The organism is Rhodobacter sp. 4.3.4 (genome assembly GCF_058724655.1).
This window is the reverse complement of the sequence record NZ_CM178967.1, coordinates 3,211,117-3,231,732: the sequence shown is the minus strand read 5'-3', so window position 1 is coordinate 3,231,732 and position 20,616 is coordinate 3,211,117. Positions and strand designations below refer to the sequence as shown.

Annotated in this window: 21 protein-coding genes; 7 read left to right on the top strand and 14 right to left on the bottom strand. The window is 67.4% G+C overall.

The window, feature by feature from the left end:
• Nucleotides 1-44 precede the first annotated feature (44 nt).
• Both AC4PTB_RS15985 and AC4PTB_RS15980 read left to right on the top strand, forming a co-directional pair.
• Nucleotides 45-1,586, top strand: a complete 1,542-nt coding sequence (locus AC4PTB_RS15985; RefSeq protein ID WP_492190853.1) for an ATP-dependent DNA helicase — start codon at nt 45-47, stop codon at nt 1,584-1,586.
• Between the two features lie 71 nt (nt 1,587-1,657).
• On the top strand, nt 1,658-1,894 hold the full coding sequence (locus AC4PTB_RS15980; RefSeq protein WP_055213199.1) for an Lrp/AsnC family transcriptional regulator: 237 nt from the start codon (nt 1,658-1,660) through the stop codon (nt 1,892-1,894).
• 19 nt (nt 1,895-1,913) lie between these two features.
• On the opposite strand, the gene AC4PTB_RS15975 is transcribed toward AC4PTB_RS15980, so the two are convergent.
• From AC4PTB_RS15975 to AC4PTB_RS15915, 13 genes are all read right to left on the bottom strand, one after another.
• Nucleotides 1,914-2,672, bottom strand: a complete 759-nt coding sequence (locus AC4PTB_RS15975; protein ID WP_492190852.1) for a TIGR02186 family protein — start codon at nt 2,670-2,672, stop codon at nt 1,914-1,916.
• The gene (locus AC4PTB_RS15970; protein WP_492190851.1) at nt 2,669-3,589 is read right to left on the bottom strand and encodes a sulfite exporter TauE/SafE family protein; all 921 of its coding nucleotides are present in this window, start codon (nt 3,587-3,589) and stop codon (nt 2,669-2,671) included. The genes AC4PTB_RS15975 and AC4PTB_RS15970 overlap by 4 nt, the downstream gene beginning before the upstream one ends.
• Nucleotides 3,590-3,661: 72 nt before the next feature.
• Entirely contained in the window at nt 3,662-4,462 is an 801-nt protein-coding gene (locus AC4PTB_RS15965) for a purine-nucleoside phosphorylase (protein WP_492190850.1), read from the bottom strand.
• On the bottom strand, nt 4,446-5,420 hold the full coding sequence (locus tag AC4PTB_RS15960) for an ABC transporter permease (protein ID WP_492190849.1): 975 nt from the start codon (nt 5,418-5,420) through the stop codon (nt 4,446-4,448). The genes AC4PTB_RS15965 and AC4PTB_RS15960 overlap by 17 nt, the downstream gene beginning before the upstream one ends.
• Entirely contained in the window at nt 5,420-6,523 is a 1,104-nt protein-coding gene (locus tag AC4PTB_RS15955; protein ID WP_492190848.1) for an ABC transporter permease, read from the bottom strand. Before AC4PTB_RS15955 ends, AC4PTB_RS15960 begins: the two co-directional genes overlap by 1 nt.
• Entirely contained in the window at nt 6,523-8,115 is a 1,593-nt protein-coding gene (locus AC4PTB_RS15950) for an ABC transporter ATP-binding protein (RefSeq protein WP_492190847.1), read from the bottom strand. Before AC4PTB_RS15950 ends, AC4PTB_RS15955 begins: the two co-directional genes overlap by 1 nt.
• Nucleotides 8,115-9,209 carry a BMP family lipoprotein gene (locus tag AC4PTB_RS15945; RefSeq protein WP_492190846.1) on the bottom strand — a complete coding sequence of 365 codons (1,095 nt, stop codon included), beginning with the start codon at nt 9,207-9,209 and terminating at the stop codon, nt 8,115-8,117. Before AC4PTB_RS15945 ends, AC4PTB_RS15950 begins: the two co-directional genes overlap by 1 nt.
• Nucleotides 9,210-9,344: 135 nt before the next feature.
• Nucleotides 9,345-9,764, bottom strand: coding sequence for a ribosomal protein S18-alanine N-acetyltransferase (gene rimI / locus AC4PTB_RS15940; RefSeq protein ID WP_492190845.1), 420 nt, complete (start codon nt 9,762-9,764; stop codon nt 9,345-9,347).
• The gene (tsaB, locus tag AC4PTB_RS15935) at nt 9,764-10,396 is read right to left on the bottom strand and encodes a tRNA (adenosine(37)-N6)-threonylcarbamoyltransferase complex dimerization subunit type 1 TsaB (protein ID WP_492190844.1); all 633 of its coding nucleotides are present in this window, start codon (nt 10,394-10,396) and stop codon (nt 9,764-9,766) included. Before tsaB ends, rimI begins: the two co-directional genes overlap by 1 nt.
• On the bottom strand, nt 10,386-10,952 hold the full coding sequence (locus AC4PTB_RS15930; RefSeq protein WP_492190843.1) for a NifU family protein: 567 nt from the start codon (nt 10,950-10,952) through the stop codon (nt 10,386-10,388). The genes tsaB and AC4PTB_RS15930 overlap by 11 nt, the downstream gene beginning before the upstream one ends.
• A 63-nt stretch (nt 10,953-11,015) precedes the next feature.
• Nucleotides 11,016-11,471, bottom strand: a complete 456-nt coding sequence (locus tag AC4PTB_RS15925) for a universal stress protein (RefSeq protein WP_492190842.1) — start codon at nt 11,469-11,471, stop codon at nt 11,016-11,018.
• A 56-nt stretch (nt 11,472-11,527) separates the two neighbouring features.
• The gene (locus AC4PTB_RS15920) at nt 11,528-12,394 is read right to left on the bottom strand and encodes a branched-chain amino acid aminotransferase (RefSeq protein ID WP_492190841.1); all 867 of its coding nucleotides are present in this window, start codon (nt 12,392-12,394) and stop codon (nt 11,528-11,530) included.
• Nucleotides 12,395-12,475: 81 nt separating this feature from the next.
• Nucleotides 12,476-13,600: a polysaccharide biosynthesis/export family protein gene (locus tag AC4PTB_RS15915; protein WP_492190840.1), complete on the bottom strand. Its 1,125-nt coding sequence runs from the start codon at nt 13,598-13,600 to the stop codon at nt 12,476-12,478.
• 81 nt (nt 13,601-13,681) lie between these two features.
• Between AC4PTB_RS15915 and AC4PTB_RS15910 the strand changes: the two genes are divergently transcribed.
• The 3 genes from AC4PTB_RS15910 to AC4PTB_RS15900 all read left to right on the top strand — a co-directional run bounded on the left by AC4PTB_RS15910 (nt 13,682) and on the right by AC4PTB_RS15900 (nt 17,262).
• A complete protein-coding gene (locus tag AC4PTB_RS15910) occupies nt 13,682-14,596 on the top strand; it encodes an NAD-dependent epimerase/dehydratase family protein (RefSeq protein ID WP_492190839.1) in 915 nt (304 codons plus the stop codon).
• The gene (locus tag AC4PTB_RS15905; protein WP_492190838.1) at nt 14,593-15,198 is read left to right on the top strand and encodes a sugar transferase; all 606 of its coding nucleotides are present in this window, start codon (nt 14,593-14,595) and stop codon (nt 15,196-15,198) included. The genes AC4PTB_RS15910 and AC4PTB_RS15905 overlap by 4 nt, the downstream gene beginning before the upstream one ends.
• Before the next feature lie 183 nt (nt 15,199-15,381).
• Nucleotides 15,382-17,262, top strand: coding sequence for a polysaccharide biosynthesis protein (locus AC4PTB_RS15900; protein ID WP_492190837.1), 1,881 nt, complete (start codon nt 15,382-15,384; stop codon nt 17,260-17,262).
• Between the two features lies 1 nt (nt 17,263).
• Here the strand turns inward: AC4PTB_RS15900 and truA are convergent, their stop codons facing one another.
• Nucleotides 17,264-18,031 carry a tRNA pseudouridine(38-40) synthase TruA gene (gene truA / locus AC4PTB_RS15895; protein ID WP_492190836.1) on the bottom strand — a complete coding sequence of 256 codons (768 nt, stop codon included), beginning with the start codon at nt 18,029-18,031 and terminating at the stop codon, nt 17,264-17,266.
• Between the two features lie 106 nt (nt 18,032-18,137).
• Here truA and AC4PTB_RS15890 point away from each other — a divergent pair, with 106 nt between their 5' ends.
• Together AC4PTB_RS15890 and AC4PTB_RS15885 are read left to right on the top strand one after the other, a co-directional pair.
• Nucleotides 18,138-19,562, top strand: coding sequence for a YcjX family GTP-binding protein (locus AC4PTB_RS15890; RefSeq protein ID WP_492190835.1), 1,425 nt, complete (start codon nt 18,138-18,140; stop codon nt 19,560-19,562).
• Nucleotides 19,559-20,563: a YcjF family protein gene (locus AC4PTB_RS15885; protein ID WP_492190834.1), complete on the top strand. Its 1,005-nt coding sequence runs from the start codon at nt 19,559-19,561 to the stop codon at nt 20,561-20,563. Before AC4PTB_RS15890 ends, AC4PTB_RS15885 begins: the two co-directional genes overlap by 4 nt.
• Nucleotides 20,564-20,616: the final 53 nt, after the last annotated feature.

Sequence of the window (20,616 nt, the reverse complement as noted above, 5' to 3'; positions counted from 1 at the left end):
TTCGCGCCTTTCGAAAGCCGGGCGCGCCGTGTAGGGTCGCGCCCATGAGCCTGCCTGCCACCGTCACCTTTTCCGAAGATCAGGCCGAAGCCTGGGATGCCGTCGCTGCCGCGCTGGAGCGCGCAGGCGTCGATCTGCTTGACGGCACGGTGATGCCCGAGGGCGGCGAGCCCTCGGTGATGGCGGTGATCGGCAAGGCGGGCTCGGGCAAGACCCTGCTGCTGGCCGAGCTTTACAAGGCGCTGGAGGCCGCGGGGGTCGAGCTGGTTTCGGGCGATTGGGAGGGTAAGCGGCGCAAGGAGCGGCGCACTTTGGCGATCCTCGCGCCGACGAACAAGGCGGCTTCGGTGCTGCGCTCGCGCGGGGTGCCCGCGACCACCATTCACCGCATCCTTTACTCCCCGGTCTATCACCCGGAATATGAGGCGATCGCGGAATGGCTGGCGGGGCAGGGCGAGCGGCCGAACCTTGACCTTCTGCGCATCGACGGGCTGACCGATCTGGCGCTGGACCGCGCGAAAGCGTTTTACGAGACGAACAAGTCGATCCCCGGCGCCTTGGCCGCGGCGGGGCTGCGCGGGTCGGATTTCATCTCGGGCTGGAAGCGGCGCGAAGACCCGCTCGACATCGGTTTTGTCGACGAGGCCTCGATGCTGGACGAGCGCCAGTTCGACGATCTGAAAGAGATTTTCCCGACGCTGGTGCTGTTTGGCGATCCGGCCCAGCTCGCCCCTGTGAACCAGTCCGGCCACATGAGTTTCGAGCGCCTGCCCGAGGCCGCGGTGCATGCGCTGCACCGCATCCACCGTCAGGCCGACGACAACCCGATCCTTGATCTGGCCCATGCCTTGGCCGATGACAGCCTTGATTTCTATGCCTTCGAGCGGATGGTGGACCAGGCCGCCCGGCGCGATCCGCGGGTGGTGCGGGCCGAGCGGGTGGAAAGCGATCTGATGGCGCGCTCGCCGGTGCTGGTCTGGCGCAACGCGACCCGGATCCGGCTCATTCAGGCGTTCCGCAATGCCCATGGTGCCCCCGCCGATGCGCTTTTGCCCGGCGAGCCGCTGATCTGCGACGGGATCGAATTGCCGCTCAAGCATCGCAAGAAGCGCATCGATCTGGAAGCCCGCGGCCTGATCAAGGGGGCGCAGGTGATCTACCTCGGCCCCGGCCGCAAGCCCGGCTTTTCGCGGCTGCATGTGATCGGCGCCGAGGACCCGCGGCTTTCGGCCGCCTCGATCGTGAAGATCGAGATGCCGGACGAGGAAGAGCCCTTCATCCCCTTTGCCGCGCGGATGGGGGCGACCTTCCTGCATGGCGCCGCCGTCACCATCCACAAGGCGCAGGGCAGCCAATGGCCCGATGTGCAGGTCTTCGCCCCCGACATCTATGCCGCCTTCCGCGCCGGGCGGTCCGAGGCGGGCATTCCGCTGTGGAAACGGCTCGCCTATGTCGCGATCACCCGCGCCGAGCATCGGCTGCTTTGGGTGACAAAGGCGATGCTGGCGCGGCCCTCGGCGCCGCTCGGCATTGACGATCTGCCCGCGGGCACGGCGGCGCTGACGCTGGCCCCCGAGCAAGAGTGAGGCTTTTCCTTTTCCCCGCAGCCGCCTAATCTGGCGCCAACCCCAATCCGCCCCGTCCAAGGAGGCCCGCGATGCGTTGCGTTTTCGTCCAGTTCCGTTGCCAGCCCGGCAAGACCTATGCCGTGGCCGATGCCATCTATGAACGCGAGGTGGTGAGCGAGCTTTACTCGACCTCGGGCGAGTTCGACCTGATCGCCAAAGTCTATATCCCCGAAGAGGCCGATGTCGGCCATTGGCTGAACGAAAAGCTGTTCGGCATCGAGGGCATCGCCCGCACCCTGACGACGATGACGTTTCGGGCGTTCTGAGGGCGGGGGCTTTGCCGGATCAGGAATTGCGGATCAGCCGGAACGCCGCCGCCGCCGCCCAGCCCGCGAAGATCGCCAGACCCAGCGACAAAAGCCCGTAAAGCAGCGGCTGTTCGCGCGACAGCGCATAGGTGAAGCGTTCCAGCCCGATCCGGCGCACCTTGATCGGCGCCCAGGTCTGATCGATCACCTTGCCCTCGCGCAAAAGATACATCCGCGCGGTGTAATCGCCCTCGATCAGGTTCGCGGGCAGCTCGAAATCGGCCCGAAACAGCGTGTCCGCCGCCAGCGTCACCGCGCGTTCGGAAACCGTATAGGCCCCCGACCCCGCGCGCAGCCGCAACAGCGCCTCGGCGAAGGGGCGTCCGTCGCTGCGGCCGAGCGGCCCGGCATAGGCCTCGACCGCGACCGGCACGGAAATGCGCTCCTTCGCGTCGGTCTCGGGCGACAGGATGCGGTCCAGCGGCGCCGAAGAGGCGACGGCATAGAAGCTGGGCACCGAGGACATCACCATCTTGTCGCTGTTGACCCAGATCCCCATTTCGCGGGTCTTGCGGCGCACGGTAACCTTTTGCGGCGGCCCCTCCAGCGTGACGATGACGCCCAGCGGGCCGTCGGGTTCCGGGGCCTCGCGTTTCACCGCGCCGAAGATCAGCACCGAAGAGCCGTCAAAGGCGGTGGTGATGCCGATATTGTCGGCGCTGATGCCGGCCACGACGCGCTCGGCCCGGGCGGGCAGGGCGGTCAGCAGCAGCAGCAGAAGCAGCCGCAGGATCATCGCGCCCCCCCCGTCTGCAGGCTGTAAAGCTCGGAGGGCGGCAAGACCAGATCCAGCCCCAGCTTCAGCGCGACGGCCAGCACCAGCAGCGCCAGCAGGATGCGCAGCTGTTCCGCCTTCAGCTTCGCGCCAAGGCGGGTGCCGATCTGCGCGCCCACGACGCCGCCGACGATCAGCAAAAGCGCCAGCATCACATCGACCGACTGGTTGGTGATCGCATGCAAGAGCGTGGTGAAGGCCGAGACGATCAGGATCTGAAACAGCGAGGTGCCGATCACCACCTTGGTCGGCATGCCGAGCAGGTAGATCATCGCGGGCACCATGATGAAACCGCCGCCCACCCCCATCACCGCGGCCAGCACGCCGACCGCCATGCCGATGGCGAAGGGCGGAATGACCGAGATGTAAAGCCCCGAGGTGCGAAACCGCATCTTGAAGGGCAGCCGGTGCACCAGCTTGCGGCTTTGATCGCGCGACCGCACCGCCCCCGGGCGGTTGGCGTGGCGCAGGGCGCGGATCGATTCCAGCAGCATCATCGCGCCGATGCCGCCCAGAAACACCACATAGGCCAGCTGCACCGCCAGATCGACCTGCCCAAGCCGGGTCAGCCAGTTGAACAAAAGGATACCAAGCCCCGAGCCGAGCAGGCCGCCCGCCTGCAGCACCATTCCCATCGGCACGTCGACCGCCTTGCGCCGGAACTGCGCCAGCACCCCCGAGACCGAGGAGGCGACGACCTGATTGGCCCCGGTGGCCACGGCGACGGTGGGCGGAATGCCGATCAGGAACAGAAGCGGCGTGATGATGAAGCCGCCGCCCACGCCGAACAGGCCCGACAGCAGCCCGACAAGGCCGCCCAGACCCAGCAACAGGAAGATGTTGACCGATACCTCGGCAATGGGGAGGTAGATCTGCATGGATGTCCGACGGCTTGGTTGTCCCAGCATGCCCCGGGCGACCTTGCGGAGCAAGAGGGGCTGGCCGTCACGTTACCGAGACCGCAGGAACCGCCGCAGGATGCGCTCGAATTTCGCCGCACCCAGGGGGGCCATCGCCTTGGTATGCGCGTGGCTGATCGCCTCAGAGGACAGCCCCGCGCCCATGTTGGTGACGACCGAAACGGCGGCCACCCGCAGGCCGAGGAAGCGGGCCAGGATCACCTCGGGCACGGTGGACATGCCGACCGCATCGGCGCCCAGAACCTTGGCGGCGCGGATTTCCGCAGGCGTTTCAAAGGAGGGACCAGAGAACCAGCAATAGACGCCCTCGGGCAGGGCGATGCCTTCGGCGGCGGCGGCGGATTGCAGCGCGGCGCGCAGCAGCGGATCATAGGCCTCGGTCATCGGCACGAAACGGGCGTCGCTTGGCTCGCCGATCAGCGGGTTTGCCCCGGCGAAGTTGATGTGATCGGAGAGCGCCATCAGATCGCCCGGGCCGATGTCGTCGCGCAAAGACCCGGCGGCATTGGTCAGCAAAAGCTCACCGCAGCCCAGATCGCGCAGGATCTCCAGCGGCAGGCGCATCTCGGCCGGGTTGCCGCGTTCGTAATAATGCGCCCGCCCGCCGAAAACCGCGACCCGCACGCCCTCCAGCTGGCCGATCACCAGCTTCGGATTGTGCCCCGACACCCCCGCATGGGGAAAGCCGGGCAGGTCGGCGTAATCGATGCCGCAGCCCTGCACCTCCTCGGCGATATGGCCAAGGCCCGAGCCAAGGATCAGTCCGAGCGCGGGCGGCTCCGCCCCGGCGCGGGCGCGGATCAGATCGGCAAGTTCAGCGCTCTTTGACATAGGGTTGGCCTCCGGCACGGGGGGGGATGGCGCGGCCGACGAAGCCCGCCAGCACGATCACGGTCAGCAGATAGGGCAGAGCATCAAGGAAGGAGACCGGGATGGTCAGGCTACCCGGCGACATCGCCTCGATCACGTCGGGGCGCAGGGCCAGCGCCTGCAGGAAGCCAAAGAGCATCGTTGCCCACAGCGCCTGCCAGGGCCGCCATTTCGCAAAGATCAGCGCGGCGAGGGCAATGTAGCCGCGGCCCGCGGTCATCTCGCGGCCGAAGCCCGCCTGCAGCGAGGTCGCCATATAGGCCCCGGCAATGCCGCACAGAACCCCGGTCAGCGCGACGGCGGTATAGCGCAGCCGCACCACCGAAACCCCCGCGGTATCGACCGATTCCGGGTTCTCGCCCACCGCGCGCAGCCGCAGCCCGAAGCGGGTGCGGTAAAGCAGCCACCAGGTCAGCGGCACGATGGCCAGCGCCAGATAGACCAGCAGCGACTGCCCCGAGATCACCCGGCCATAGAAGGGGCCAAGGACGGGCACGCCCGAGAGCGCCTCGGCAAAGGGCAGGGTGATGGGGCCGAACCGGGCCTCGCCCGTCAGCGGCGGGGTGCGGCCGCCCTGTCCGAACAGCGTCTGCGCGATCAGGATCGTCGCCCCCGAGGCGACGAAGTTCAGCGCCACCCCGGAAATCAGCTGGTTGCCGCGGAAGGTGATCGAGGCGAGCCCGTGGATTGCCGCGAAGAGAAGCGAGGCGAAGATGCCTGCGCCGAGCCCGATCCAGGCCGAGCCGGTCAGCGCCGCCACCGCGCCCGAGGCCATCGCGGCCATCAGCATCTTGCCTTCCAGCCCGATGTCGAAAATGCCCGCGCGTTCGGAATAAAGCCCGGCGATGCAGGCCAAGAGAAGCGGCGTGCCCAGCCGCAGCGTCGAGCCGAGAATCTCGATCAGCGTCATGTACTCCATCACGCCGCCCCCCCGATGCGTCTGGCCGCGACCAGCCGGAAGGCGGGCACCAGCATCATCCGCACCATCGTATCGAGCGCCCCGGTGAACAGGATCACCAGCCCCTGCAACAGCGTGCGCAGCTCGATCGGGATATTGGTCCAAAGCCCCATTTCGGCGCCGCCCTGATAAAGAAAGCCGAACAGCAGCGCCGCCAGAAACACCCCCAGCGGATGGTTGCGCCCCATCAGCGCCACGGCGATGCCGATGAACCCGGCCCCTTCCGAAGCGTTCTGCATCAGCCGCTCGGCCTCGCCCATGACGTTGTTGACTGCCATCAGCCCGGCCAGCGCGCCCGAAATCAGCATCGAGACAAGAATGACCCGGGTGGGCGAGATCCCGGCATAGACGGCGGCGCTTTCGGATTTGCCGAAGGCGCGGATCTCATAGCCCAGCCGGGTCCGCCACAAGAGCGCCCAGACCGCGACACAGGCGGCAACCGCCAGAAAGAAGCTGATATTCGCGGGCACCTGTTTCGAAAAGATCAGCGACAGGCCCGGGATCTCGCCGAAGCTTGGCAGATGCGTTGCCGCCGGGAACCGCGCCGTGGCCGGGTCCATCTGACCCACCGGGCGCAGCACCTCGACCAGAAGATAGACGATCAGCGCCGCGGCGATATAGTTGAACATGATCGTGGTGATGACGATATGGCTGCCGCGTTTCGCCTGCAGCCAGGCCGGGATCGCCGCCCAGGCCGCGCCAAAGGCCGCCGCGCCCAGGCTCGCCGCAAGCAGCGCCACCGACCAATGCGGCCAGTCAAAGGCCAAAAGCACCAGCGCGACGCCAAGGCCGCCCAGCTGCGCCTGTCCCTCGCCGCCGATGTTGAACTGGCTGGCGTGATAGGCGACCGTCACCGCAAGCCCGGTGAAGATGAAAGAGGTGGTGTAGTAAAGCGTGTAGCCCCAGCCATAGGCCGAGCCGAGCGCGCCGGTGACCATCACCGAGACCGCCTCAATCGGGTCGCCGCCGATGCCCAGCACCACCAGCGCCGAGATCAGCGCCGCCAGCAAAAGCGAAATCAACGGCACCAGCACCAGATCGGCCCAGGCCGGAAGTTTCTCCATCATACGGCCCCCGTGGTGCTGGCGACCCCGGCCATCAAAAGGCCCAGCTCGCGTTCGTTCGTCTTGTCGGGCAGACGCTCGCTCATGATCTGGCCGTCGAACATCACCGCGATCCGGTCCGAGAGCGACAGGATTTCATCCAGCTCGACCGAGACCAGCAGCACCGCCGCCCCGGCATCGCGCAGCGCGACGATGCGGCGGTGGATGAATTCGATGGCGCCAATGTCGACCCCGCGCGTCGGCTGACCGACCAGCAGCAGCACCGGATTGCGCTCGATTTCCCGCGCCAGCACGATTTTCTGCTGATTGCCGCCGGAGAAGCTTTTCGCGGGCAGCGACGGATCGGGCGGGCGCACGTCGAACCGCTCCATCTTGCCCAGGGTGTCGCGCAGGATGGCATCATTGTCCATGAAAAGGGCATTCGCCTGATAGTCGGGCGCCGCATGATAGCCGAAGGCGATGTTTTCCCAGGCGGTGAAATCGAGGATCAGGCCGAGGTGGTGGCGATCCTCGGGCACATGGGAAATCCCGATCTGCCGCCGCGTCTGGCCGGTCGCGCCCTTGCCCGCGGCGGGGATCTGTTGCCCGTCCACCGCGATCGTGCCGCTGACCTTGCCCCTGGCGAAGCCGCCCAGAACCTGCAACAGCTCTGACTGGCCGTTGCCCGCAACCCCCGCAATGCCAAGGATTTCGCCCGCCCGGATCGTCAGGCTGACGCCCTTGAGCCGCTCGACGCCCTGCGCATCGGTGACGCGCAGATCCTCGATGCGCAGCACCTCGCGCCCCGGGGTGGCGGGGCCCTTGGGCACATGCAACAGCACCTTGCGGCCCACCATCAGCTCGGCCAGCTGTTCGGGGCTGGTTTCGGATGTCGTCACCGTCGCGACCATCTCGCCGCGGCGCATCACCGAGACCTCGTCGGTGATCTCCATGATCTCGCGCAGCTTGTGGGTGATCAGCAGGATCGTCTTGCCCTGCGCCTTCAGCCCGCGCAGGATGCGAAACAGATGGTCGGCCTCGTCCGGGGTCAGAACCCCCGTCGGCTCGTCCAGAATGAGAATGTCGGCGTGGCGATACAGCGCCTTGAGGATCTCGACGCGCTGCTGATGGCCTACGGAAAGGTCTTCGACCAGCGCCTCGGGATCGACCTCAAGGTCATAGTCCCGCGCCAGATCTGCCAGCGTTTTCCGCGCCTTGGCAAGCGAGGGGCGCAACAGCGCGCCGTCTTCGGCGCCCAGGATGACGTTTTCCAGCACCGAGAAATTCGGCACCAGCTTGAAATGCTGGAACACCATCCCGATGCCCGCGCGGATCGCCGCCTGACTGTCGGGAATCTCGGTCGGACGGCCGTCGATCAGGATGTCGCCCGCATCGGCGCGGTAAAAGCCGTAGAGGATCGACATCAGCGTCGATTTGCCCGCACCGTTCTCGCCGACGATGCCGTGGATCGTGCCCGGCCGCACGCGGATCGAAATGTCCCGGTTCGCCTGCACGGCGCCGAAGGATTTCGAAATCCCCCGCAGCTCGATCGCAGGCGGTCTTGTGGCAAGGGCGGCAGTTGCCTGCCGCCCCGGTTCCGCTGCCGATGCCATCAGTTCACCGGGCAGGTGTTGTCCGTCATGTAATCATGCACCTTGATCTCGCCCGATTTGATCTTTTCGGCGGCGGCATCGACCGCGGCCTTCATCTCGGGCGTCACCAGCTTGGCGTTGTGTTCATCCAGCGCATAGCTGATGCCCTCGTCCTTCAGCCCGGCGACGACAGTGCCGGTCTTCATCGCGGCGCCTTCCTTGAAGGCGTCATAGATCGTGACATCGACGCGCTTCACCATCGAGGTCAGGATCTTGCCCGGATGCAGGAAGTTCTGGTTGCTGTCGACGCCGATGCCGAGGATGTTTTCATCCGCGGCGGTCTGCAGGATGCCAAGCCCGGTCGAGCCCGCAGCGGCAAAGACCACATCCGCCCCCTGCGCGATCTGCGCCTTGGTCAGCTCCGAGCCCTTCACCGGGTCGTTCCAGGCCGCCGGGGTGGTGCCGGTCATGTTGTAGACGACCTTGATTTCGGGCTTCGCAGCTTTCGCGCCCTGGGCATAGCCGCATTCGAATTTGCGGATCAGCGGAATGTCCATGCCGCCGACAAAGCCCACGGTGCCGGTCTTCGAGGCCATCGCCGCCATCATGCCGACCAGATAGGAGCCCTGTTCTTCCTGGAACACCACCGAGCGCACGTTGGGCTGATCAACGACCGCATCGACGATGACGAATTTCGTTTTCGGATAATCCGGGGCGACGGTGTTGAGCACGTCGCCAAAGGCGAAGCCGGTCATCGCGATCGGGTTTGCGCCCGCCTCGGCAAAGCGGCGCAGCGCCTGTTCGCGCTGGGCCTCCGACTGCATTTCCAGTTCCTTGAAGGTCGCCCCGGTCTCGGCCGCCCATTTCTGCGCGCCGTTGAAGGCGGCTTCGTTGAAGGATTTGTCGAACTTGCCGCCCAGATCGAAGATCAGCGCCGGACCGGCCGTGGCGGTGGCATCCGCGGCCGGGGCAGCCGGGGCGGCAGCAGCGGGGGCGGGTTCGGTGGCGGGGGTGGGTTGCGGGGCGGAAGACGCTCCGGGCTTGAGGACGAGGACATACCCACCGACCGCAGCCACCGCGAGGAAAGCGACGGTTCCCAGCAAAACGTTCTTCATGACATCTCTCCTGTCGACTATGGCTGCCGGTTCTGGCGGCCTCTGTCCGTTTCGGTCCGCCCGGCGAGGCGGCAACCCGAGCTCGATAGGGCCAGAACCGCGGCAGGGGGTCAAGGGGGACTTCGCGGCACGGCCTCAGCCGCGCGACAGGTCGCAGCCCAGCAAAAGCGCATCTTCCGCGGTGCCGTCGGGGGCGTGGTAATAGCCGCGGCGGCGTCCGGTCTCCACCCAGCCCGCCTGCCGGTAGAGCGCCTGCGCCGGGGTGTTGCCGGCGGCGACTTCCAGAAAGGCGGTGGTGGCGCCGCGCGCGCTTGCGGTGGCGGCAAATCCGGTCAGAAGCCGCGCCCCCATGCCCTGCCGCCGCGCCGCCGGATCGACGGCGACGGTCAGCAGTTCGGCCTCGTCCGCGATCACCCGGCCAAGCAGGAAACCGGCGGGTTCGGTGAGCAGGAAACAGAAGCGAGAGCCCAGAAAATCGGCAAATTCCGCCGCCGACCACGGCCGGGGCGTGGTGAAGCAGCGGGCATGCAGAGCGGCGAGGGCTTCGGGGGTCATCAGTCGAGAATCACCGGCGGCGGGTCCGAGGGCGGCGCGGCATCGGCCCCGCGCAGGTAAAGCGGCGCGGGGCGGGGCTGGTCCGTGCCCAGTTTCGCCGCCGCCACCAGCGCCACCGCCACGGCCAGCGGATGGCGGGGCGCAAGCGGCGCGGAGTGCGGCAGGGTCAGGCCGATCACCGGAACCCCGGCCAGCGTTTCAGCCAGATCGGCGGCGGGGCCAAGGGTCGGGGCCTCGGCGCCCGCGGGGGTGAAAAGCTGCGCATAGGCCTCGTCGCGCCGCGCATCGAGCGCGACCGCGACCGGGCGGGGGGCATCCTGGGCCAGCGCCTCGAACACCGAAACGCCGATCGCCGGGATGTCCAGCCCCAGCGCCAGACCGCGGGCGGCGGCGACGGAGATCCTTACGCCGGTGAAATTGCCGGGACCGGTGCCGACGCCAAGCGCATCAAGATCGTGCCAGCCCAGACCGGCTTCCGCCAGAACCTCTTCCAGAAGCGGCATCAACCGTTCGGCCTGCCCCTTGGCCATGTCCTCGGCGCGGGCGGCCAGAACGGTGTCGCCCCGAACCAAAGCGGCCGCGCAATGCGCGGCCGAGGTATCGAAACCCAGAACCAGCGGCTCACTGCGCAACGGCGCGGACCTCGCTCACTTCCGGGATGTAGTGGCGCAGCAGGTTCTCGATCCCCATTTTCAGCGTGTAGGTCGAGGAGGGGCAGCCCGCGCAGGCGCCCTGCATGTGCAGATAGACGACCCCCTTTTCAAAGCCGTGGAAGGTGATGTCGCCGCCGTCACGCGCCACCGCGGGGCGCACCCTTGTATCAAGCAGTTCCTTGATCTGTGCGATGATCGCCCCGTCTTCGCCGGAATCCGCGCTGCCCTCGGTGTGGCCGCCCGTGGCCGCGCCCATCAGCACCGGCTGGCCGGATTGGTAATGTTCCATGATCGCGCCCATGATCGCCGGGCGGGCATGGGCCCATTCGGTGGCCTCGTCCTTCGTCACGGTGACGAAATCGGCGCCCAGAAACACCGCCTTGACGCCTGCGACGCGGAAGATCCGCCCCGCCAGCGGCGAGACCTGCGCGGCCTCCTGGCTGGTGAAATCCGCGACACCCTCGGGCATCACGTCAAGGCCCGGCAGGAATTTCAGCGTGGCGGGGTTCGGGGTGGTCTCGGTCTGGATGAACATCGGGCGCCTCCTTGGCTTGCGGTCTATATGCGCTTGGCGACCGAAACCGTCAAGATTGGCGGCTTATGTGATCGATTCCAGCCGTTCCTTGGACATGTCGCCCGGAACGATGGTGAGCGGCACGGGCAGGTTGCCGGAGCTGCGCGACAGCTGCGTCACCAGCGGGCCGGGACCGGATTTGTCGGTTCCCGCGCCCAGCACCAGCACGCCGATTTCCGGGTCTTCGCGCACCAGCGCCATGATTTCGCTCACCGGATCGCCCTCGCGGATCACCAGCTCGGGGGTCACCCCCTGCTTGTCACGCATCCATTTCGCGAAGACCTCGAAATGCGCGGTGATCGTCTCGCGGGCTTCGGCGCGCATGATTTCCGAGACGCCGATCCAGTGCTGGTAATCGTCGGGCGGGATCACCGACAGGATGGTGACGCCCCCGCCCGTATGGGCCGCGCGCATGGCGGCATAGCGTATCGCATTCAGACATTCGCGGGTCTGGTCGAGCACCACGAGAAACTTGCGCATCCTGTCCTCCGGATTGCGGCCATCATGGACCGGAACCGGACGCTTTGGCAACTGGCTCAAAGCGGCGACGACAGCGCCCAGTCCATGTAGATCTCGCGGATGCGTTTCGTCATCGGACCATGGGCATAGGTCACGTCCTCAAAGCCCGTCACCGGCGTTACCTTGCCGAAGTTGCCCGAGAGGAACACCTCGTCCGCCGCCCGCACGTCGTCAAGCGTCAGCACGGCTTCGCGCACCTCGATCCCCGCGGCGCGCAGGTTCGCCATGTGCCGCGCCCGGGTGATGCCCGCAAGGAAGGTGCCATTCGCGATCGGCGTCAGCACCACGCCGTCCTTCACGATGAAGACGTTCGCCGTCGCCGATTCCGCGACATTGCCCATCGCATCCTGCACCAGCGCATTGCCGAAGCCCTTGCGCTGCGCCTCGACCAGCATCCGGGCGTTGTTCGGATAAAGGCAGCCCGCCTTGGCGTTGCAGACGTTGTCGGCCAGCACCGGGCGGCGGAATTGCGTCGTCGTCAGCGTCGTCGCCCGGTCGGCGGGCGGCATCGGCACTTCTTCCAGACAAAGCGCGAAGCCGGTGGAATTTTCCAGCGGCGAGATGCCCAGATCGGAGCCGTCGAGCGCCCAATACATCGGCCGCACATAGACCGCCGCGCCTTTCGCATATTTGCGCAGCCCCTCGCGGGCGATCTCGACCATTTCGGCCGGGTCGATCGTCGGGGTGATCATCAGCGCCGCGGCCGAGCGGTTCACCCGCGCGCAATGCAGGTCAAGGTCGGGCACAAGCCCGTCAAACAGACGCGCGCCGTCAAAAACCGACGAGCCCTGCCAGATGCCATGATCGGCCGCGCGCATGACGGCGATGTCGCCCTCGTGCCAGCGTCCCTCGAACCAGGTGCGGATGTTCGTTCCGAATGCCATGACGGTCTCCTTTGTCGGGCGCGACCCTAGCCACAGCCGCGCCCAAAGGTCCAGAGACCGGATTGTATCGGGGACAGCGGATCAGTTCCCGATCGAGTCCGCCGTCCGTGCCAGACCCAGCGTCGAGCCGAAGAGTCCGAGGATGGTCCGGGTATTGACCAGTGCGCTTTCGGTGGCGAGCACGAGATCGTTCGACTGCACCTCGAAATTCTGCGCCGAGAACAGCCCCTCGGAAGTGGTCAGGTCCATCGAGAACACCACCCGGGCGTTCTGCGGCCCCTGCGCGGCATCGGCGCGCACGGCGCTGGCGGGATATTCGCGCAAGATCAGCACGCCCTTGGGATTGGCGCGGATGTCGTTGATGCCGCCCGCCAGCGTCACTGCCTCCAGCGCGTTCACGTGATCCTTGGGAAAGGGGATGATCTTTTCCACCCCCGAGGCGCCCAGCGCCAGGAAACTGCGATCGTCCTTGAGCACCATCAGCTTGTCGCCCGGCCGCAGCCCGGCATCCAGCGCCGGATCGTCCAGCACGCGCGCGAGCGAGGTCTCGTAGACCTTGCCGCCGCGGTAAAGCCGCAGCTGCGGGTTCTCGATCGCGCCCTGCACGCCGCCCGCTTCGGAAATCGCGCCGAGCACGGTCAGCGAGCGGTCGATCAGCGGGATCGTGCCCGGGTTCGACACACCGCCGATCAGCGAGACGGCATTGCCCTTGCCGGGCGTGGCGGCCAGCTGCACCTGCGCCTCGGGGATCAGCGCGGTGACCGATTGCTGCACCTTCTCGCGCGCGGCCTCGACGCTGAGGCCCGAAACCTTCACCGCGCCGACATAGGGCACGAAAATCTGGCCGCTGTTCGAGACGGTGGTGGGGGCGATCTGCGTCGTGGGGGCACCCTCGCTGGTCAGAAGCTTGTTCTGCCCGCCTTCCCAGATCGCCAGCGTCACCGTGTCGCCCGCCGCCAGAACCTGCCCGGCGCCACCGCTGCCGCCTTTGATCCAGGACCGCTTCGCCGCCGCGGCCTTGCCCGCGGGCCAGTGCGGCAGCTCGGCGAGCAGTTTCGAATCCACCGGGTAATGCGAAAACTCCGGGGTCTTGTCGGAGGCGTTCTTCAGGATCTCGCTTTGCATCGCGGCACCGCGCGGCAGGGCGCAGCCCGAGGCGGCCACCGCCAGCATCACGGCGACGATGAGTCCCGGTCTCGAAGCCATTCACGTTCCCCCGTTCCCGCGCCGCGCATCGGGTGCTAAGTCTCACTCCCAGGAGTCAGCAGGTCCACGGCAGCCAAATCTATGCGGTCATTCAGATCAAATCTCAAGCCAGAGTTTCCGCGCCTGCTTGTTCTGGGCGGATCCGGGCGGTTGGGCGGGCTGTTGCGCCGGGTCTGGAGCCTGCCCGGCAGTGCCGCGCCGCAGCTGGTGTGGCAGGCGCGCAGGCCCGGTGATTTCGCCGCCTTTGGCGGTCCCTCGGTGGTGTTCGATCCGCTGGCGGAGCCCGGGGCGCTCGCGCGGGCGGTGGCGGCGGCCGAGGCGGTGCTGCTGCTGGCCGGTCCGACCCGGGGCACGGCCGAGGCGCTTGCCGCCCATGCGGCGCTTGCCGGGGCGGTGCTGGACTGCGCCGGGGGGCGGCCGGTCCTGCTGGCCTCTTCGGCGGCGGTCTATGGTCGGCCTGCCGGGCGGCTGTGCCATGAGGAGGACGCACCCGCGCCGATCTCGGATTATGGCCGGGCCAAGGCGGCGATGGAGGCGGTGGCCGCGGGGCGGCCGGGGGCGGTGGTGCTGCGGATTGGCAATGTCGCGGGGGCGGATGCGCTTTTGGGGCAGCCCGCGCCGCCGGGCGGGCGGCGGCTGCAGGTTTTTGCCGACGGGCTGGCGCCGCGGCGCAGCTACATCGGCCCGCAGGCGCTTGCCCGGGCGCTGGCGCGGCTGGTGCGGCTGGCGGTTGGTGGGACGACGGCGGGTGGGGCAGCATCTGGCGGCGCGGCGCTGCCCGGGGTGATCAATCTGGCCTTGCCCGGGGCCGTGGGCATGGAGGCGCTGTTGCGCGCGGCGGGGGAAGGCTGGCAGGCCGATCCGGCCCCGCCCGAAGCGATCGCCGCGGTGGAGCTTGCGGTGGACCGGGCGCTGGCGCTCGGCCTTGTGCCCGATCTGCCGGTCACCGCGGCGGGGCTGATCGCCGATCTGCGGCTGGAGGAAGGACGGCCATGAGCCTGACGAAACGGCTGTTCGACCTCGGTTTCGCGCTGCTGATCCTGCCGGTGGTCGGGGGGCTGGGCCTTCTGGTGCTGGTGGCGCTGGCGCTGACCCAGGGCCGCCCCTATTTCTACGCCGCCGAGCGGATGAAGACGCCCGACACCGCCTTTCGGCTGTGGAAGTTCCGCACCATGACCGCGGTCGCCGCCGATGCCGGCGTGTCGGGGGGCGACAAGGCCGGGCGGATCACCCCGGTCGGCCGGGTGCTGCGCCGGTTCCGGCTTGATGAGCTGCCGCAGCTGTGGAACATCCTGCGCGGCGACATCAGCTTCGTCGGGCCGCGCCCGCCGCTGCGCGCCTATGTCGAGCGCTTCCCCGCGATCTATGCCGAGGTGCTGAAATCCCGTCCCGGCGTGACCGGGCTGGCCTCGATCCACTATCACCGGCACGAGGAATGGCTGCTGGCGCGCTCGCGCAGCGCCGAGGAGACCGACCGACTCTATTGCCGCATCTGCATTCCGGCGAAGGCGAAACTGGACCTGATCTATGCGCGTCACGCCTCGGTCTGCTTCGATTTGCAGCTGATCGGGCGCACCATTGCACGAATGATAAGCTGATTGCCGCCGATAGCGCATATTTTTGCGCAGGTTTGGCGACGCGTGGCCGGTTTTGCATCCATTTCGTTGATCGAAAATGAATACCGGGTATGCTGCAAATGCAATGCATATCTCGGAGCGGGGCTGACGGTGTTCTTGAAGTCCATTATCTCGCTCAGCCGCCGGCAGAAGTCCGCGATCCTGATGACGGTCGATCTTCTGCTGGTGCCGCTGAGTTTCTGCCTTGCGTTGATGCTGCTGAACGAGGGCGCGGCCCTTATGCCGCTGCTGCGGGCGCATGCGCTGGAGCTGCCGCTGCTGATCGCCGAAGCCGGGGTTCTGAGCGTTCTTCTGGGCCTGTCGCGGATCAAGCTGCGCGACTATCAGGGCGCGGCGGTGGTGCGCTCGGCGGTCCTGGCCTTGCTGCTGGCCATCACCTCGGCGGTGCAGTCGAGCCTGGCCGCCGTCGATCAATCGCCCGGGCTGCATGTGGTTTTCGGGCTGATCTATTTCACCGGCTTCTTCTTCACCCGGCTGGCGCTGACGCAGATCCTGATCGCGATCTATCGCAATTCCCGCACCCTCTCGCGCGTGGCGATCTATGGCGCGGGCCGCACCGGCCTGGCGCTTGCCCGCGAATTGCGCGACAGCGACGATTTCGTCGTTTGCGCCTTTCTGGACGACAACGCCACGCTGGCGGGCATGACGATGAATGGCGTGCCGATCCATTCCGGCGTGCATGCCGCCCGGGTGATTGAGCAATACAAGATCAATCACGTCATTCTGGCGATGCCCTCGGTCTCGACCGACAAGCAGACTTTCCTGTCGCAACGGCTGGAAAAGCTGGGGTTGCAGGTGCACAGCCTGCCCGCCTTCGCGCAGATCCACGGCGGTCAGGAACTGCTGGACCTGGTGCGCCCGGTCGGCACGGCGGGGCTTTTGAGCCGCGACCCGCTCAGCCATGAGCTGACCGCGGGCCGCAATGCCTATCGCGATGCCAATGTGCTGATTACCGGGGCCGGCGGCTCGATCGGGCTGGAGCTGTGCCGTCAGGTCCTGTCCTGCCGTCCGAAGACGCTGGTGCTCTACGAGCTTTCCGAGCTTGCGCTTTACAATGCCGAGGCCGAGATGCGGCTGCTGGCCGAGGCGACCGGCGTGCGGATCGTGGCGGTTCTGGGCTCGGTCGCCGACCGGATGCAGGTGATGCAGGTGCTGGAGGGCCACGGCATCGACATCGTGCTGCATGCCGCCGCCTACAAGCATGTGCCGCTGGTCGAGATCAATGTCCGGGCGGGGATGGCGAACAATGTGCTGGGCACCGCCGTGCTGGCGCGGGCGGCGCGGGAGGCGCAGGTCAGGCGCTTCGTGCTGATCTCCACCGACAAGGCGGTGCGGCCGGGCAATCTGATGGGCGCCTCGAAGCGGCTGGCGGAGCTGATCGTGCAGGATCTGGCGGCGCGGCCGGGCAAGACGGTGTTCTCGATCGTGCGTTTCGGCAATGTGCTTGGCTCTTCGGGCTCGGTTGTGCCGCTGTTTCAGGAACAGATCGCCCGCGGCGGCCCGGTGACGCTGACCGACGAACGGGTGACGCGCTATTTCATGACGATCCAGGAGGCCTCGCGGCTGGTGCTGCTGGCGGGCTCCTTTGCCGAGGGCGGCGAGGTCTTCGTGCTGGACATGGGCAAGCCGGTAAAGATCATCGATCTGGCGCGGCGGCTGATCGAGACCGCGGGCTTCACCGTGCGCGACGCGGCCAACCCCGAGGGCGATATCGAGATCGTCCTCACCGGGCTGCGTCCGGGCGAAAAGCTGCATGAGGAGCTGATGATGCGTCGGGGCGCGCAGACCACGGCACATCCGAAGATCATCTCGGTGCGCGAAGATCACCTGTCGGAACTGGCCACGGCGGCGGCGCTGCGCGATCTGCGCGAGGCGATCGACCGCGGCTCGGAGACCGACGTGATCGCGGTGGTGGCGCGGGCGGTGCCGGAATATGCGCCGCAAAGCCTGCCCGCTTCGGCGCTGCAATGTCAGATCGCGCAGGCGCAGCGCGACGAGCCCGCAGCCGAACTTCCGGCCTTGTAACTCAGGCAAACGGATCTTCGGGGTAGCCGACACCGCAAAGGTAAAGCCCCTGCGGCGGACAGACCGGCCCGCAGGCCGCCCGGTCACGCGCGGCCAGCGCCCGGCCGACATCTTCGGGTGCCCAGGCGCCTGCCCCCACCCGTTCCAGCGTGCCGACGATCGAGCGCACCTGATTGTGCAGGAAGCTGCGTGCCCGCAGATGGAAGCGATATTCCTGCCCGCTCGGCAGGGCGATCTCCTCGATCGTGATCTCATCCAGCGTCTTGACCGGCGATTTCGCCTGACACATCGCGGCGCGGAAGGTGGTGAAATCGTGCAGCCCGATCAGCTGCGCCGCCCCGTCGCGCATCGCCGCCAGATCCAGCGGATTCTGCACCTGCCAGACCTTGCCGCGATCATGCACCACCGGGGCGCGGCGGCTGACCAGCCGGAACAGATAGCGTCGCTCGCGCGCGGAAAACCGGGCGTGAAAGTCGTCTCCCACGCGGGCGCAGGCGGTGATCGCCACAGGATGCGGGCGCAGATGGTGGTTCAGCGCCTCGGACAGCCGGAACGGGTCCCAGTCTTTCGCCAGATCGGCATGGGCGACCTGCGCGGTCGCATGCACCCCGGCATCGGTCCGTCCGGCGGCGGCAATCGTGTGATCGCCGGGTTCGAGCCGCGCCAGCGCCGCTTCCACCGCACCCTGCACCGAGGGCAGGACGGCCTGTCTTTGCCACCCGGCAAAGGGGCCGCCGTCATATTCGATCCTGAAGGCAAATCTGGGCATGTCCCGGCGATAGCGCGGCTGCGGGCGTTGTGCAATGGCCGCGCGGGTGCGCTGCTTTCCCCTCTGTGAATTGCCTTGCGCAACGCCTATCTTCGGCGCAACCAGAATGACCGGGAAAGGCAGCGCAGTGGGGATCACCGACCTTGCCGAGGACATCGGCCGCAGCATCGAGGGCTTGGGCTCCTCGGTATCCGAAGCCCTGTTCGAGCCGGTGATCCGGCTGGGCGTCACCGGGCTCTCGCGGGCGGGCAAGACGGTCTTCATCACCTCGCTGGTGGCCAATCTGCTCGATCGCGGCCGGATGCCCGCGCTGACCGGGGCAGGGCGCATCCGCGCCGCCTATCTGAAACCGCAACCCGACGATACCGTGCCGCGGTTCGACTATGAAAGCCATCTGGCCAGCATGACCGGCCCCAATCCCGCCTGGCCCGAGGGCACGCGGGCGGTCTCGGAACTGCGGCTCAGCTTCCGGCTGCAACCTGCGGGGATGCTCGGCGCGCTTTACAAACCGCGCACCGTGCATCTCGATATCGTCGATTACCCGGGCGAATGGCTTCTGGACCTTGGCCTGATCGAGAAAAGCTTTGCCGACTGGTCGGCGGGCGTGCTTGACCGTCTGCCCGGCCGCCCGGGGTCCGATGCCTTCCTGCAAACGCTCGACGAGATCGACCTTTACGCAAGGTTTTCGGAAACTGCGGCCAAGGCGCTGTCGGAAAGCTTCACCGCGCATCTGATCGCCTCGCGCGAGGCGGGGTTTTCCGATTGCTCGCCGGGGCGGTTCCTGTTGCCGGGGGAGATGGCGGGCTCGCCGGTCTTGACCTTCGCGCCGATCCCGCCCGCCAGCTATCCGCGCGACTCGCTCGGGCGCGAGATGGAACGCCGCTTTGACGCCTACAAGCGCGAGGTGGTGCGGCCCTTCTTTCGCGATCACTTCGCCCGGATCGACCGGCAGGTGGTGCTGGTCGATGTCTTGGGCGCCATTCACGCCGGACCTGCCGCGCTCGAAGATCTGCGGCAATCCATGGCGGCGATCCTCTCGGCCTTCCGCCCCGGCGTGCCCGGGTTCCTGCTCACGCTTCTGGGCGCGAAACGGGTCGAACGCATCCTTTTTGCCGCCACCAAGGCCGATCATCTGCATCACATCCAGCACGCCAAACTGACCGCGATCACCGAGGCGCTTCTGCGCGAGGCCAAGGATCGCGCCAGTTTCGCCGGGGCCGAGACCGCGGCGATGCCGCTGGCGTCCTTGCGCACCACGACCGAAGACATCATCCCGCATTCCGGCGAGGATCTGCCTGCGGTGCGCGGACGGCTGGCCGATGGCCGCTCGGTCGCGCTTTACCCGGGCGAGCTGCCCGCCGATCCCGCCGAGCTGCTGACCCCCGCCCGGGATGGCGCCGAGGACTGGCTGGATGCCGATTTCAGCCTGATGAACTTTGCGCCCGCGCCCGGTGTGCTGCGCCCGGGCGAAGGGCCGCCGCATATCCGCATCGACCGCGCCGCCGAATTCCTGATCGGGGACAAGCTGTGAAACGACCTGTCATTCTGGAACTGGACACCCCGCCCGCCTCGCCCGCCGAGGCGCCGCCGGTGATCGACCAACCCGCCTTCGATGTGGCCCCGGAAGGCCGCGCCATGCAGATCGCCGCGAAACTCGCCACCCGGCCGCGGTCCCGGCTGACGCGCTTCTTCTGGCAGGCGACCGGGGCGCTGGTGGGTTTTCTGATCAGCGTCGCGCTTTGGAATTTCGTCACTGGGCTGTTCGCGGCCAATCCGGTGCTGGGCTGGGTGGCGACGGGGCTTTTGATCCTGTTCCTGATCGCCTGCGCTTTGGTGGCGCTGCGCGAGCTGACCGCCTTCGCCAAGCTTGGCCGGCTCGACAAGCTGCATCAGGAGGTGATCGAGGCGGCAACCCGCGATGATCTGCGCGCCGCGCGCAAGGCGGTGGACCGGATGGCGAAGCTTTATGCCGCCCGGCCCGAGATGAAATGGTCGCTGGCCCGCCTGCGCGAGCGCGCGCCCGAGCAGCTTGATACGCAAACCTTGCTGCGGCTGACCGAAACCGAGCTGATGGCGCCGCTCGATGCCGCTGCCCGGCTGGAGATCGAGGCGGCCACGCGCACGGTGGCGGCGGTGACGGCGCTGGTGCCGCTGGCTCTGGCCGATGTCGCCACCGCGCTGATTGCCAACTTGCGGATGATCCGCGGCGTGGCCGAGGTTTACGGCGGCCGCGCGGGCAGCCTTGGCGCCTTGCGCCTCGCCCGCACGGTGATGACGCATGTGATCGCGACGGGCGCGGTCTCGGCGGGCGATGATCTGATCGAGACGATGACCGGGGGCCATCTGGCCGCGAAACTCTCGCGCCGCTTCGGCGAGGGCGTGATCAACGGCGCCCTGACCGCCCGCGTCGGCATTGCCGCAATGGAGGTCTGTCGCCCAATGCCCTTCGCCGCGCTGCCGCGCCCGAAAGTCACGCAACTGACCGGCGGCGCGCTGAAAGGCGTCTTCACCAGATCGAAAGACGAAGACTGAGCCTTCGGCTTTTTCTTGGTCCAAATACGCCCTTTCCCTGGCCGGGGCCGGGC